We start from the raw sequence: 13164 nt of genomic DNA, 5'->3' as shown, positions 1-13164 counted from the left end.
GGCCGATGCCGTCTCGCGCGTCAGTTCGGCCGGCTGAGCCGGCGCCTGACCGCCGGGCAGGACCTGCCGGACTTCCTCGGCGCTGACGGAAACGCTGCCGACAAGCGCGGCCGCCGCCGCAGCGGCGATCATTGTGAGGGGGTGACGTGTCTTCGAGGAGAAAAGCGCGATCATCGGCGTGCCTATTGGAGGACCAGGTCGGCCTGCAAGGCGCCGGCCGATTTGATGCCTTGCAGGATGGCGATGATGCCGTCGGGCTTCACGCCGAGGCGGTTGAGGCCGGAGACAAGCGTTTCGAGATCAGGGCCGTCGAGCACGGCAACACGCGCGTCGGGCCGGCTCGCCTCGATGGCGGTGAAGGGCTCGACTGCGGTCTGTCCCCTCGAGAAGGGTTCCGGCTGGACCACCTTAGGCGCTTCGGTGATACGCACCGTAAGGGTGCCATGGCTGATCGCCACGCGAGAGATTCGGACATTGTTGCCGATGACGATGGTGCCGGTGCGCTCGTCGATGACGACGCGGGCAGGGGCGTCCGATTCGACGACAAGATTTTCGATCTCGGCGTAGAAACGCGCGGCGGAGACGTTCTTCGGCCGCCTGATCTGCACCGTGCGGGCATCGCGTTCGGCGGCGACGCGCATGCCGAAACGCTGCGAGGTGTAGTCGTTGATGGCGTCGGCGATGCGGATGGCGGTCGAGAAATCGGGATTGCGCAATTGCAGCGTCAGCACGCCCTGGTCGTCGAACTCGGCCGGCACGGCGCGCTCGACGATGGCGCCGTTCGGCACGCGGCCGGCGGTCGGCACGCCTTGCGTCAGCTGCTCGGCCTGGCCCTGGGCGGTGAAGCCGCCGACGATCACCGAGCCCTGTCCGACGGCATAGATCTCGCCATCGGCCGCCTTCAGTGGCGTCATCACCAGCGTGCCGCCGGCGAGCGAGGTGGCGTCGCCCATCGAGGAGACGTCGATGTCGATGCGGGCGCCTGACTGGACGAAGGGCGGCATGTTGGCCGTGACGATGACGGCGGCCACGTTCTTGGCGCGCGCGCTGCCGCCTTCGGTGGCGATGCCGAGATTCTCCAGCATGGCGCGGATCGACTGTTCGGTGAAGGGCGAGTTGCGCAGGCTGTCGCCGGTTCCGGCAAGGCCGATGACAAGGCCGTAGCCAACGAGCTGGTTGTCGCGCGCGCTCTGCAACTGCGCGATGTCCTTGATGCGCGCGGCGACCTGGCCGGGCGGCAGCGTGCTCGGCCCGGTCGAGACCCGGAACATGCGCGTGGTGGTGGCGGGATCGTATTGCGGATCGTCGTAGACGCCGCCGTTCTTCTGCGCGAGCTCGCGCTTGGCCTTGGGCGTCAGCCCATCCGCCAATGCCGGCTGAAGGCCGATGGCGGCGCTCAGCAGAAGGACGAAGACGCGCATCACGAAGCGCCGACCTTGATGGTGCCGTCGGCCATCACCGTGCCCGAGATGATCTTGCCGCTGTCGATGTTGCGGATCTTGATCTGGTCGCCGGCAGCACCTGGCTGCAGCGTGACGCCGGCCGCCGAGATGGTCAGCGCGCCGGCGGTGAAATAGACCTGCACGGAAGCGCCCTGCTCGACCAGCCAGGCCTCGCGGATGGCGGTGACCGGGATGTAGCGGCCAGGCAGAAGCGTGCGCTTGGCGACCTTGCCCTGAAGCTCCTCGGAGCGCGTCGCCATGCCGTCCGGCTTGTGCTTGCCGGGGATGAGCGTCACCTGCTTGAGCGAGCCGGGCTCGATGGTCTCGCCGGGATAGATGACCCGGTTGGGGATCAGCACGGCCTCGCCGGCGGGCTGGCCGGCCGCGATCTGGTTCGCCGACTGGCCGGTCGTGTCCTGCGCGAAAGCCGGCATGCCGGCGGCCACCAGGACGGTGGCCAGCGCGGTGCGACGGAGTGCGGAGGAGATCGACCAGGCCATCATCCGTTACCTGATGTTCTTGGAGACCACCGAGGCCATATCGTCGGCGGCCTGGATGACCTTGGAGTTCATTTCGTAGGCACGCTGTGCCGAAATCAGCTCGGTGATTTCCTTGACCGGATCCACGTTGGAGGATTCCAGATAACCCTGCTGGATCGTGGCGAAACCCGGGTCGCCAGGAACGCCGACATTGGCCGGGCCTGAGGCAGCCGTCTCCTGGAACAGGTTGTCGCCGAGCGGCGCCAGGCCCGCCTCGTTGGCGAAGTTGACGATCTGAAGCTGGCCGAGCAGCTGCAAATCCGTCTGGCCGTCCAGACGGGCAAAGACCTGGCCAGTCTTGTTGACGATCACCTCGACGGCGTCGGTCGGCACGGTGATGGCCGGGATGACCTCGGCGCCGTCGACGGTCACCAACTGCCCGGTGGCGTTGGTGTTGAAGGCGCCGGCGCGCGAGTAGAGCGTGCCGCCATCGGCTCCCTGGATCTGGAACCAGCCCCTGCCGGTCAAGGCCAGATCGAAGCTGTTGCCGGTGCTGGCCAACTCACCTTGCGTGTGGACGTTGCGCACAGCCGTCGTCTTCACGCCAAGACCGATCGAGACGCCTTCCGGCACCAGCGAGGTGTTGGAGCGGTTGGGCACGCCCTGCGTGCGGTCGACCTGGTAGAGCAGGTCGGAGAATTCGGCCCGCGCCCGCTTGTAGCCGGTGGTGTTGATGTTGGCGATGTTGTTGGCGATGACTTCCAGGTTGGTCTGCTGGGCGTTCATGCCAGTGGCGGCGATGGCAAGGGCTTTCATGACGCGGTCCTAGATACTCATGCGACTGATTTCGAGATAGGCCGAGACGACCTTGTCGCGGATGGCGATGGTGGTCTGCAGCGCCTGCTGGGCGCTCAGCACCGCATCGACGACCTGGCGCGTGTCGGCGTCGCCCTTCAGCGCCTGTATCGACATCTGCTCGGCGCCCTGCAGCGTGTTGACGGTTTTCGTCGCCGCCTGGCCGAGGACTTCGGCGAAACTGCTGCCGACGCTTTCGCTTGCCTGCGTTCCGATGCCGCCCTGCAGCAGACCCGGTGAAGCCTGCTCCGCTCCGTCGACTGCCGTCTTGAATTGTATTGCCCCGATACCGCCGATCATTACTGGTTCCTCATCAGGTCGATGGTCATGGAAATCAGATCGCGAGCCTGCTTGATGACCTGCAGGTTGGCTTCATAGGAGCGGTTCGCCTCGCTCATGTCGGCCATTTCGACCAACGTGTTGACGTTGGGCATCTTGACGTACCCTTTGTCGTCGGCGGCTTCGTTGCCGGGCTGGAATTCGATCGGGAAGTCCGAAGGATCGCGGGAGATCGCGCTGACTTCCACCAGCGAGCCGCCGGTCGCGCGGTCGACTTCGGACTGGAAGGTGATGGTCTTGCGGCGATAGGGATCGGCGCCCGGCGTGCTGCCGGTCGACTGGGCGTTGGCGAGGTTTTCCGAGACCACGCGCAGGCGTTCCGACTGGGCGCCAAGGCCGGAGGCCGCGACTTTGAGGGCTGCGGTGAGGGCGTCCATGGTCAGCTCTTCACCACCATCGTCATCATCGAATGGAAGGCCTTGACGATCGCCGTGTTGAGCTCGAAGGAGCGGCGGACCTCGCCGGCCTTCATCAGCTCCTGCTCGAGAACCACGGTGTTCTTCGACGGCATGATCGCGCCGTCGGGATCCTCGGGCTTGACGTTGAAGCCGGCATTGGTCGTTTCGGCGCCGAGGTGGCCGGCCTGCGTGGCGGCAAGCGTCACGGCGGTCCGGTCGAGCACCTTCTCGAAGGGCTCGACGTCATTGGCGGTGTAGCCCGGCGTGTTGGCATTGGCGATGTTGGAGGCAATCGCCGACTGGCGCACGGCCAGCCATTGCGACTGCCGCGTGGCGAGATCGAAAAGATTTACCGGTTCCATGGGAATCTCCCGGGCAAGTACGCGCAAGACTAGGCGGCCAGTCTTGCGCGGACCTTGCGCGCGGGGCGGCCACATGGCCCGGCATAATTACTTGGAGAGCTGGATCACCTTGTCGGCGCTGGTGACGATCACCCATTTGCCGCCGCGTTGCTCGATCGAGGCGACGCGGCTGGAATCAGGCAGGATAGAGCCGCGCTGGACGAGCCACAGACCGGTATCGTCCTCGATCATGGCGCGGCCGTTGGCGACATGCACCATCTTGAATTCCGAAGCGGCGGCAGGGAAGGGCTGGTCGGTGGGCGGCGGCGCGGGATCGTCCGCGACCGTTCCGGTGGCAAAGAGGTCGATATCGGCATTGGGAACGTCCTTGGCCGTCAGCGGCCCGCTGCGTTGGGCCACGACGCCGCCGCCCTCGCGCCCGGCATTGCTGCCGCTGCCGCCGAACTTGATGGTCTGGACGCCGAACTGTTCCTGGTTGAAGAAGATGTACCAGGGGAACAACGCGCAGATGAGGCCGAGCGTGATGCCGAGCGCGGCGATGACGAAATCGCTGCGGCGGTCGGCGCTCCTGTCGACCAGGCGCGGGAACTGGGCTTTCGGTGGCTCCGGCCATTCGGTGCGGGGAAAGAGCCCGTCAAGCAGGGAATCGCGGCTGGCCTGCGCGACATCGGCCGTCTCGGCGGTGGATGGCCGCGGCGGATGCGGCCTGTCGGCTCTGGTCAGGAGAGCCGCTGCCTTCTGTGTCCTGGCATGCGCGGCCTTCTCCTTGGCAGTCCTTGCCGCGTCGGCCTCGGCTCTCTCCGCCGCCTCGGCCTCGGCAAGCATGTCGCGCAACATGCGCTCGGTGTATTGGAGCTCAGTCTCCTTGATCGCCATTCAGCTTCCCCTTGAGATGGCGGGCGAGATCGGCGAACGGATCGGCCGACGCGCGGTCCCTCGGCGATTGCGTGAGCGCCTCGTAGATCAGCGGCACCTGGCGCACCGCGTTGTCGAGCTCGGCGTCGGCGCCGCTCTGGTAGGCGCCCAGCAGGCGGATGTCGCGCGTATCCTCGAAGCGCGCGATCATCGATTTCAGCTTTGTCACCAGCATGCGCTGCTCGGGGCTCCAGGCCTTGTCGGCAAGGCGTGAGATCGACGACAGCGGATTGACCGGCGGATAGCGGCCTTGCTCGGCGAGCGCGCGATCGAGCACGACATGGCCATCGAGGATGCCGCGCACCGAATCGGCGACCGGATCGTTATGGTCGTCGCCGTCGACCAGCACGGAAATAATGGCGGTGATCGAACCCCTACCTTTAACCCCAGGGCCTTCGGCGCCCGGCCCGGCGCGTTCGAGCAGCTTCGGCAGGTCGGTGAAGACCGATGCAGGATAGCCGCGCGCGACCGGCGGCTCGCCTGTTCCGGTCGCCACCTCGCGCAGCGCATGGGCGAAACGGGTGATGGAATCCAGCACCAGGAGCACGCGATGGCCCTGGTCGCGGAAATGCTCGGCCACGCACATGGCGGTGTCGGGCGCGCGGCGGCGCATCATGGCGCTTTCGTCGCTGGTGGCGACGACGGCGACGGTCTTGGCCATGCTCTCGGCGCCGATCGTATCCTCGAGGAACTCGCGCACCTCGCGGCCGCGCTCGCCGATCAGCGCCACGACGACGGTATCGAAGGCCTCGGCGCCGGCGAGCATTGCAAGCAACGTCGACTTGCCGACGCCGGAGCCGGCGAAGATGCCGAGCCGCTGGCCGAAGCAGAGCGGGGTGAAGATGTCGATCACCCTGACGCCGGTGAGGAAGCCGGTGCCGACGCGCTGGCGCGCCAGCGCGCCGGGCGTCGCGCCATGCGTTGCATCGGCCGCATTCGGCCTGATCAGCGGCGGGCCGCCGTCGATGACGCGGGTCAAGGCATCGATGGCGCGTCCGCGCCAGGAGACATGCGGGGTGACCGCGAGCGGGCCGCGGCGAAAGACGGCGTCGCCGATGCCGGCATCGGCGCTGCGCTCGAAGGGCGCGACCACCACCTCGTCGCTACCGATCTTGACGATCTCGCCGCGACGCGCGCCGGCCTTGCCGCGCTGCTCGACGATGTCGCCGAGCCTGGCAATCCCGGACAGGCCGCGGACCTTGTAATGTGTCGGCGATATCTCGGCGATGCGCCCGCCGCGCGCAAGCAGCGCCTGTGGATCGTCGAATCGCCGCCAGATGCGTTCGAGCGCGGCCAGCCTGTCGGTCCGTTCGGTATCCGGCGGGCTTTCGGAAGCGCGCAACAGGGACGAGCCGGTCGTCATGCGGTCACTTCGAGCCGAGCGTCTTGATCGCGTCGTCGGTGGAGGAATCGGTCTGCCGCATCAGCGCCGCCGTGTTCTCGAAAGCGCGCTGCACCTGGATCAGCCGGGTCATTTCCAGCACCGGGTTGACGTTCGACTCTTCCAGGAACCCTTGCGCGACACCGACGTCGGAGCGATCGGTGACGGGTTCGGGCGCGCGCGCCGGAACGATGCCCGAATTGCCGTAGCGCACGAAATTCTCGCCAGGGTCGAAATCGTAGAGGCCGATGGCGCCGACCAGCTGGTCGTTCTGCCTGAGCGAACCGTCGGCGCCTGCCTTGGGCGGGCCGTTGCGCGGATCGAGCTGGATCGGAGCGCCGCCGCCGTCCAGCACCGGATAGCCTTCGATCGACATCAATTCGCCGTTCTCGTTCATGGAGAAGCGGCCGTCGCGGGTCATCACCGTGCCGGCGGGCGTCTCGATGGCGAACCAGGCGTCGCCCTGGATGGCGAAGTCGAACGGGTTGCCGGTTTCGGTCAGCGCGCCATGCGCGCCGGAAAGATAGGTCTTGCCGGAGGAGGCGAAGGAAACCGACTTCGGCCCGGTGCCCGAGACCACGTCCTCGAACTTCACGCCGGTGGCGCGAAAGCCGATGGTCGAGGCGTTGGCGACGTTGTCGGCGATGGTGTCGAGACGACGCTCGAGCGCGATCTGAGAGGAAAGGGCGACGTAAAGACTGTCCTGCATGATCTTCTCAGAACTTCAATTGCTGCATGGCCATCATCAGATCGGTGGAGATGCCGACAGTGGTCGGCTGCGCGAAGAGCACGCTGACCGACGTCACCGCCGTCGAGGTCGGATGGGCGATCTCGTACATGCTGGTGAAGCGGGTCAGGAACTTGCTGAGCTTCTCGGGGTCGGTGAAGTCCTTGATGTCGAGCTTCTGCCCGAAGAGCTGCGCCTGCTTGTCGATGTCGGCGGTGGCGAAGGAATCGGGCAGGCCGAGCGCGGTACGCACCACGCTGGCTAAAGCGGTGTCGGCCAGCACGTCGTACCAGCTGGTGATGTCGGGCGCCTTGCGCTGGAAATAGAGCGCCAGCCGCACGCCTTCGTTGGTCTGGCCGGCGTCCTCCTCCAGTGTCTGGCGCAGATACATGTCGACGGTCGGCTGCTGCGCCGTGACGCGCGTGGTGGTCGTATCGCCGTACTGCGCGAAGTTGAAAGCGGCGGCGAGCCCGGCATAGGCCTTGTTGGTCTGCTGGTTGGCGACGCTGTCGGGATCCTTCACGCCGCCTTGCAGGACGGACTTGATCAGATCCTTGTCCTCGGTGACCGAATCCAGGCCGAACGCGGCCAGCGCGTAGGTATAGAGCCGGTCGTTCGACATCAGGTCGTCGATCGACTTCACCTTGGTGATGTTGGCGAGGTAGTAGGTCGTCTCGCCTTTCACATAGTCCGAATCCGGATCAAGGCCCGCGATCTCAGCCTGCGTGGCGTAGTTCGCCGTAACCTGCTGCTGTGTCGGGTTGTAGACCGTCGCATTGGCGCCGTCGGCCGCGAAGTTGAAGGCAGCGACGAACTGGGCGTAGCGCTTGTCGGTCAGCTTGTTGGCGAAGCTGTCGGGGTCGGAGACGCCTTCCTTCAGCGCCTTGACCATGAAGGCCTTGGCGTAGTCCATGTCCTCGAGCCCGTAGGCCTTCATGGCATATTTGAACAGGCGGTCGTTGTTGACGAAATCGTCGATCGATTTCACCTTGGTGATGTTGGCCAGATAGTATTGGGTGTCGCGATCGACCGTCGGCTGCTGCTCGATGCGGGCGATAGACTTGGGGATGTCTTTGGCGATCAACTGGTAGCTGATGTAGGTACTGAGCAAAGGGCATGCCTCCGGCCGAAGCTATCCCCGCACAATAGCGTCACTTCCTTGCGCGAAGCTGAATCGCGTCCGCTGCCTTCGATTCAAGCCTCACACAAGGCACGGGGACTATCCCTGATCCACGACGTGACATGCGGAAGGACCTGTCGTGGGCATTCTGATCGGACTTGTGGTGACGCTCGGCTGCGTTCTCGGCGGCTTCATGGCCATGGGCGGGCATCTGCATGTGTTGCTGCAGCCTTGGGAAGCGGTGGTCATCTGCGGCGCCGCGCTTGGCACCTTCCTCGTCGCCAATCCGATGAAGACGGTCAAGGACACCGGCAGGGGCATCCTCGAAGCGTTCAAGCAGGCGGTGCCGAAGGAGCGCGACTATCTCGAGACGCTGGGCGTCCTGCACAGCCTGATGCGCGAGCTTCGTTCGAAGTCGCGCAGCGAGGTCGAGGCGCATATCGACAATCCGGAAGAGTCGGCCATCTTCCAGGCCTTCCCGACCGTGCTCAAGAACCATGACCTGACGAACTTCATCTGCGACTACTGCCGCATCATCATCATCGGCAATGCCCGCTCGCATGAGATCGAAGCGCTGATGGACGAAGAAATCCAGACGATCCGCACCGACAAGCTGAAGGCCTATCACGCGATGGTCGCGGTCGGCGACGGCCTGCCGGCGCTGGGCATCGTGGCGGCCGTGCTCGGCGTGGTGAAGGCGATGGGCGCGCTGGACCAGTCGCCGGAAATCCTCGGCGGCCTGATCGGCGCGGCGCTTGTCGGAACCTTCCTCGGCATCTTCCTGTCCTATGCGGTGGTCGGTCCGGTCGCCACCAAGATCAAGACGGTGCGCGAGAAGAAGAACCGCCTATACATCATCGTCAAGCAGACGCTGCTTGCCTATATGAACGGCGCCCTGCCGCAGGTGGCGATCGAATTCGGCCGCAAGACCATCTCTTCCTACGAGCGTCCGACGATCGATGCGGTGGAGCAGAGCACCATGAGCGCCGGCGCCGTCGAGAAGAAGGCGGCCTGAGCATGCAGCATCACAGACAGGGCCGCCTGCCGTCATGACAAGCCCGGGCAGCCCTTCGCAAACCCGGGAATTGATCATCGAGCGGCTCGTCGGCGACAGCGGCGAGGCGGCGCAGGTGATCGGCGTCGGCCGCGGCATGGCCGAACGGGCGCTGCCGTTGCTGCAGAAGGCGCTTGCCGCGGAGCTTGGCGCGCCGGTGACCGTCGATCTGCAAGCGGTGGAGGTCGGCCGCGTTCCCGAGGCGCGTTCACGCGCCGGCGATGCCTTCGCACTGACCGTCGCGTCTTCGCCGGCCTCGGCCGACGCCATGACGCTGGTGATGGACGCGCAAGCGGTTGCCGTCATGGTGAACGCGCTGTTCGGCGGCGATCCCGACCAGCCGGTGGCGCCGATCGAGCGCGACCTGTCGCAGATCGAGGCCGATGTGGCGACCACCGTGTTCCAGGAGGTCGCGGCGGCTCTCAACGGATCCGGCAAACGTTCGCTCGACCTGCGCCTGCCCGTGCCGAAAGCAATGTCCGGCACCGAGGCGAGGCGGCGCGTGTTGCGCGACGGCGCCGCCGTGCGCATCGTCTATGGCCTGTCGACGCCGTCCGACAGCGGCACGCTCACGGTGATGATCCCGCAACGCCTGCTGCTTTCCTCACGCAGCGACGAGACCACCACGGGCGAGGATGGCGAGAGCACGGAATTCGACTGGCGGGCCCGCTTCTCCGAAGAGGTGATGCGCTCGACCGTCCGGCTCGAAGCGACGATGCCGCTCGCCCGGCTGACGCTCGGCGACCTCGCGGCGTTCGAGGCCGGCCAGGTGATCGAATTGGAGGAGAACGCCCAGCTCAACGCCAGGCTCAGCGCGCGCGACAGAACATTGTTTGTCTGCGAGTTCGGCAAGCTGGGGCAGAACTACACCGTCCGCATCAGCCATCCGCATGATGCCGGGCAGGATTTCATCGACGGACTGCTGCCGGGCTGACGCCGGGCGCGGGATTCATGGAGACGACAGATGGCAAAGACCAAGGTGGAAGCCGAACCCGATCAGCCCGACGAGCAGCTCGACCGCGCCATCGAGGAACTGCGCGGCGTGCTGCGGGAAGAGGAGAAACGCCCGGACGCCGCCCTCCAGTCGGGCGCCAACTCCTCCATCATCATGACCATTCCGGTCGACGTGCAGATCATCCTCGGCAGCACGGAGATGCCGGTCTCGGAGCTGATGGGGCTGCAGAAGGGTTCCACCGTCGCGCTCAATCGCCGTATCGGCGAGCCGGTCGACGTCGTCGTCAACGGCCGCAAAATAGCGCGCGGCGAGATCACGGTGCTGGAAAGCGATCCGACGCGCTTCGGCATCCGGCTCACCGAGATCATCGCCGCGACGAAGAGCGCCTGACGATGGTCGGCGGGCGGACCAATCGGCAGCGAGGGTTACACGCATGACGACGGCATTGGCGCTGACACGTCCGCAAAAGGCGGCGGCCATACTGGTGGCCATGGGCAAGCCCGCGGCCAGCCGCCTGCTCAAATTCTTCAAGCAGGACGAGCTGAAGGCGCTGATCGAGGGCGCGCGTCTCTTGCGTACCATTCCGCAGGCCGACCTGGAGCGCATCGTCGCCGAGTTCGAAGCCGAATTCACCGAGGGCGCCGGCCTGCTCGATTCAGCCGACCGGATGGACACGATCCTCAACGAATCGCTGTCGCCCGAGGAGATGAGCGCCATCATGGGCGAGAAGAAGTTCGAGCCGGTCGTGGAAGGACCGCCGCCGATATGGCCGGACCTCGAGAAGCTCGAGCCGTCGCGGCTCGGCAGCTTCCTTGCCGGCGAGCATCCGCAGACATCGGCGATGGTGCTGTCGAAGCTTGCCTCGCAGACAGCCGCCAACGTTCTGCTGACGATGGAAAAGCCGATGCGCAGCCAGATCATCAAACGCATGGTGACGATGGCCAACATCCCCGACGCGGCATCCAGGATCGTCGAGAACCAGCTGCGCGTGAGCGTGCTGTCGCAGAAGGCCAGCCGGGACACCACGGCCGGCCAGGAGCGTGTCGCCGGCATGCTCAACGAAATGGCGAAGCCCGAGCTGGACGAACTCATGCAGGACCTGGAGGAAGCCGGCACGCCCGATCTCGCCGGCGTCAGGTCGCGGCTGTTCGCCTTCGACGACCTGCCGCTGCTGCCGCAGAAAGCCCGCGTCTTGCTGTTCGACGGGCTGTCGACCGAGCTCGTCACGCTGGCGCTGCGCGGCGCGTCGCCGGAACTCGCCGAATCGGCGCTGTCGGCCATCGGCGCGCGCTCCCGTCGCATGATCGAATCCGAACTCGGACAGGGATCGGAAGGCATTGCGCTTGCCGACATCATGGCGGCGCGCAAGAGCATATCGGTCGCCGCCATCCGGCTGTCGCGCGAAGGGGCTTTCGAGCTGCCCTCGACGCAGACCGCCGCCGCCGAAGCCGCCTGACGATAACCACCCGGTCAGAGCGCCATGGCTGAAGCGGTCGACAAGGATTCCAAAACCGAGGAAGCCACAGAAAAGAAGATCCGCGACACGATCGAACAAGGCAAGCTGCCGCATTCGCGTGAGACCGCGATCTTTGCGTCCTTCCTCGCCATACTGGTTTTCGCCGTCTTCTACGCCAAGGACGCGATCGTCGATCTCGGCATGTTCCTGTCGACGTTCCTGGAAAAGCCGGAAGCCTGGCCGATGGGCACCGAGACCGACGTCATATCGCTCTACAAGCAGGTGATGACCGAGATCGGCCGCGCCGTCGTCAGCCTGCTGGTGCTCCTGACGGTTGCCGGCATCGGCGCCTCGGTCTTCCAAAACATGCCGCAGATCGTCGGTGAACGGATCAGGCCGCAGCTTTCGCGCATCTCGATCGCCAAGGGCTGGAGCCGGATGTTCGGCGCGCAAGGGTGGGTCGAGTTCCTGAAGTCGCTGGCCAAGCTCGGCTTCGCCATCGCGGTGCTGAGCTTCACGCTCTCGGAAGATCATCGCAAGCTGCTCGCCGGCATGATCACCAACCCGATCTCGTTCGGCATGGTCATCCGCGGCATCTTCGTCGACATCCTCGTGGCGATCGTCTTCGTCATGGGACTGATCGCGGTGGTCGACATCGTCTGGTCGCGCTTCCACTGGCGGCGCGACCTGCGCATGACCAAGCAGGAAGTCAAGGACGAGATGAAGCAGTCGGAAGGCGATCCGATCGTCAAGTCGCGGCTGCGCTCGCTGGCGCGCGACCGGGCGCGCCGACGCATGATGACGGCCGTGCCGCGCGCGACGCTGGTGATCGCCAACCCGACGCACTATTCGATCGCGCTGAAGTATGTGCGGGAGGAGGATTCCGCGCCGATCGTGCTGGCCAAGGGACAGGATCTGGTGGCGTTGAAGATCCGCGAGATCGCCAGGGAGAACAACATCCCGATCTTCGAGGACGTGGCGCTTGCGCGCTCCATGTACAAGCAAGTTTCGGTTGATAGCGTGATCCCGTCGCAATTCTACCAGGCGGTCGCCGAGTTGGTGCGGATCGTCTACTCGAAGAAGGCCGCGCGCAAAGCAACCCAATGAACGGACGCCGCTAATCCATGGACCGGCAACCACACGCCAACTCCCGCGAGCTGATCGTCGCCAGCGCCATCGAGCCCGTGGTGGGCGAATTGAGGCTCATCGACGTTGCCGACTATATCGCCTTCATCCGGCTCGAGCATCTCGCCTGCCTGTCGGACCTCGTCGATTCGGCGGTCGAGCTTTACTTCCGGCCGGGGACGCTGCGGCTCGGCCATGGCGCGGAGGCGCATGTCGACTGGTCGGGCAGCCCGCGCATCGTGCTCGATCTGGAGCTGCGGCCGCGCGGCGTGACCGTCTATTTCCAGCTGACGCTGACCGAGCTCGAGGCTTCCGTCGTGGTCAACTACGTGTCGTTCGAGAAGCCCGGCGAGACGCCCGAGCACAACACGGCCTTGCTCGAGGACGCGATCGACGAAGCGCGCATCCGCAGGACCGAGCCGGTGTCATTTCCCTAAAGCGCTTCGCGATCTTTCAGATTCGCTTCATGCGCTTTGGGTTTTTGATTTTGCGCATGTCTTTGTCCCGAAACCGGTTACCACTTTGGGGGGACACGCTCTAATGATTTGATTGCGGC

16 protein-coding genes are annotated in these 13164 nt (G+C 65.4%); 6 read left to right on the top strand and 10 right to left on the bottom strand.

What is annotated here, in order from left to right; all coding sequences use genetic code 11:
- Positions 1-182: 182 nt before the first annotated feature.
- From EOD07_RS06180 to EOD07_RS06135, 10 genes are all read right to left on the bottom strand, one after another.
- Positions 183-1271 (bottom strand): flagellar basal body P-ring protein FlgI, encoded by a 1089-nt coding sequence (locus EOD07_RS06180; protein ID WP_245469893.1) that lies wholly within the window; start codon positions 1269-1271, stop codon positions 183-185.
- 149 nt (positions 1272-1420) lie between these two features.
- The gene (flgA, locus tag EOD07_RS06175; protein WP_127234375.1) at positions 1421-1942 is read right to left on the bottom strand and encodes a flagellar basal body P-ring formation chaperone FlgA; all 522 of its coding nucleotides are present in this window, start codon (positions 1940-1942) and stop codon (positions 1421-1423) included.
- Positions 1943-1948: 6 nt separating this feature from the next.
- Complete coding sequence (gene flgG / locus EOD07_RS06170) at positions 1949-2737, bottom strand: flagellar basal-body rod protein FlgG (RefSeq protein ID WP_040989957.1); 789 nt, start codon at positions 2735-2737, stop codon at positions 1949-1951.
- Positions 2738-2746: 9 nt separating this feature from the next.
- Positions 2747-3076: a flagellar hook-basal body complex protein FliE gene (locus EOD07_RS06165; RefSeq protein WP_127234374.1), complete on the bottom strand. Its 330-nt coding sequence runs from the start codon at positions 3074-3076 to the stop codon at positions 2747-2749.
- The gene (gene flgC / locus EOD07_RS06160) at positions 3076-3492 is read right to left on the bottom strand and encodes a flagellar basal body rod protein FlgC (protein WP_040997108.1); all 417 of its coding nucleotides are present in this window, start codon (positions 3490-3492) and stop codon (positions 3076-3078) included. The genes EOD07_RS06165 and flgC overlap by 1 nt, the downstream gene beginning before the upstream one ends.
- Positions 3493-3494: 2 nt before the next feature.
- Positions 3495-3875, bottom strand: coding sequence for a flagellar basal body rod protein FlgB (gene flgB / locus EOD07_RS06155; protein WP_040989951.1), 381 nt, complete (start codon positions 3873-3875; stop codon positions 3495-3497).
- Positions 3876-3962: 87 nt separating this feature from the next.
- Positions 3963-4751 carry a hypothetical protein gene (locus EOD07_RS06150; RefSeq protein WP_127234373.1) on the bottom strand — a complete coding sequence of 263 codons (789 nt, stop codon included), beginning with the start codon at positions 4749-4751 and terminating at the stop codon, positions 3963-3965.
- On the bottom strand, positions 4732-6153 hold the full coding sequence (gene fliI, locus EOD07_RS06145; RefSeq protein WP_127234372.1) for a flagellar protein export ATPase FliI: 1422 nt from the start codon (positions 6151-6153) through the stop codon (positions 4732-4734). The genes EOD07_RS06150 and fliI overlap by 20 nt, the downstream gene beginning before the upstream one ends.
- Positions 6154-6157: 4 nt before the next feature.
- A complete protein-coding gene (gene flgF, locus EOD07_RS06140; protein ID WP_040989944.1) occupies positions 6158-6880 on the bottom strand; it encodes a flagellar basal-body rod protein FlgF in 723 nt (240 codons plus the stop codon).
- 7 nt (positions 6881-6887) lie between these two features.
- Positions 6888-8009 (bottom strand): DUF1217 domain-containing protein, encoded by a 1122-nt coding sequence (locus tag EOD07_RS06135; protein WP_040989942.1) that lies wholly within the window; start codon positions 8007-8009, stop codon positions 6888-6890.
- 148 nt (positions 8010-8157) lie between these two features.
- Here EOD07_RS06135 and motA point away from each other — a divergent pair, with 148 nt between their 5' ends.
- From motA to EOD07_RS06105, 6 genes are read left to right on the top strand one after another with little or no spacing between them, the layout of a single operon-like run.
- Complete coding sequence (gene motA / locus EOD07_RS06130) at positions 8158-9033, top strand: flagellar motor stator protein MotA (protein ID WP_127234371.1); 876 nt, start codon at positions 8158-8160, stop codon at positions 9031-9033.
- Positions 9034-9067: 34 nt separating this feature from the next.
- Positions 9068-10006, top strand: coding sequence for a FliM/FliN family flagellar motor switch protein (locus tag EOD07_RS06125; RefSeq protein ID WP_127234370.1), 939 nt, complete (start codon positions 9068-9070; stop codon positions 10004-10006).
- Positions 10007-10036: 30 nt separating this feature from the next.
- The gene (gene fliN, locus EOD07_RS06120) at positions 10037-10417 is read left to right on the top strand and encodes a flagellar motor switch protein FliN (RefSeq protein ID WP_040989936.1); all 381 of its coding nucleotides are present in this window, start codon (positions 10037-10039) and stop codon (positions 10415-10417) included.
- A gap of 43 nt (positions 10418-10460) precedes the next feature.
- Positions 10461-11483 (top strand): flagellar motor switch protein FliG, encoded by a 1023-nt coding sequence (locus EOD07_RS06115; protein WP_127234369.1) that lies wholly within the window; start codon positions 10461-10463, stop codon positions 11481-11483.
- A 24-nt stretch (positions 11484-11507) separates the two neighbouring features.
- Positions 11508-12590 carry a flagellar biosynthesis protein FlhB gene (gene flhB, locus EOD07_RS06110; RefSeq protein ID WP_127234368.1) on the top strand — a complete coding sequence of 361 codons (1083 nt, stop codon included), beginning with the start codon at positions 11508-11510 and terminating at the stop codon, positions 12588-12590.
- A gap of 17 nt (positions 12591-12607) precedes the next feature.
- Positions 12608-13045 carry a hypothetical protein gene (locus tag EOD07_RS06105; RefSeq protein ID WP_127234367.1) on the top strand — a complete coding sequence of 146 codons (438 nt, stop codon included), beginning with the start codon at positions 12608-12610 and terminating at the stop codon, positions 13043-13045.
- Positions 13046-13164: the final 119 nt, after the last annotated feature.

Source organism: Mesorhizobium sp. M2C.T.Ca.TU.002.02.1.1 (assembly GCF_003997225.1).
Note: the sequence above shows the minus strand (reverse complement) of the source record. Positions and strands in the feature narration are given on the sequence as shown.

Bases quoted from the DNA above. Each gene is read 5' to 3' on its own strand.
- flhB (WP_127234368.1), top strand. From the start codon at position 11,508: ATGGCTGAAGCGGTCGACAAGGATTCCAAAACCGAGGAAGCCACAGAA.
- EOD07_RS06115 (WP_127234369.1), top strand. From the start codon at position 10,461: ATGACGACGGCATTGGCGCTGACACGTCCGCAAAAGGCGGCGGCCATA.
- EOD07_RS06150 (WP_127234373.1), bottom strand. From the start codon at position 4,751: ATGGCGATCAAGGAGACTGAGCTCCAATACACCGAGCGCATGTTGCGC.
- flgF (WP_040989944.1), bottom strand. From the start codon at position 6,880: ATGCAGGACAGTCTTTACGTCGCCCTTTCCTCTCAGATCGCGCTCGAG.
- flgG (WP_040989957.1), bottom strand. From the start codon at position 2,737: ATGAAAGCCCTTGCCATCGCCGCCACTGGCATGAACGCCCAGCAGACC.
- fliN (WP_040989936.1), top strand. From the start codon at position 10,037: ATGGCAAAGACCAAGGTGGAAGCCGAACCCGATCAGCCCGACGAGCAG.
- EOD07_RS06105 (WP_127234367.1), top strand. From the start codon at position 12,608: ATGGACCGGCAACCACACGCCAACTCCCGCGAGCTGATCGTCGCCAGC.
- flgB (WP_040989951.1), bottom strand. From the start codon at position 3,875: ATGGAACCGGTAAATCTTTTCGATCTCGCCACGCGGCAGTCGCAATGG.
- EOD07_RS06180 (WP_245469893.1), bottom strand. From the start codon at position 1,271: ATGTTCCGGGTCTCGACCGGGCCGAGCACGCTGCCGCCCGGCCAGGTC.
- flgC (WP_040997108.1), bottom strand. From the start codon at position 3,492: ATGGACGCCCTCACCGCAGCCCTCAAAGTCGCGGCCTCCGGCCTTGGC.
- EOD07_RS06165 (WP_127234374.1), bottom strand. From the start codon at position 3,076: ATGATCGGCGGTATCGGGGCAATACAATTCAAGACGGCAGTCGACGGA.
- flgA (WP_127234375.1), bottom strand. From the start codon at position 1,942: ATGGCCTGGTCGATCTCCTCCGCACTCCGTCGCACCGCGCTGGCCACC.
- EOD07_RS06125 (WP_127234370.1), top strand. From the start codon at position 9,068: ATGACAAGCCCGGGCAGCCCTTCGCAAACCCGGGAATTGATCATCGAG.
- fliI (WP_127234372.1), bottom strand. From the start codon at position 6,153: ATGACGACCGGCTCGTCCCTGTTGCGCGCTTCCGAAAGCCCGCCGGAT.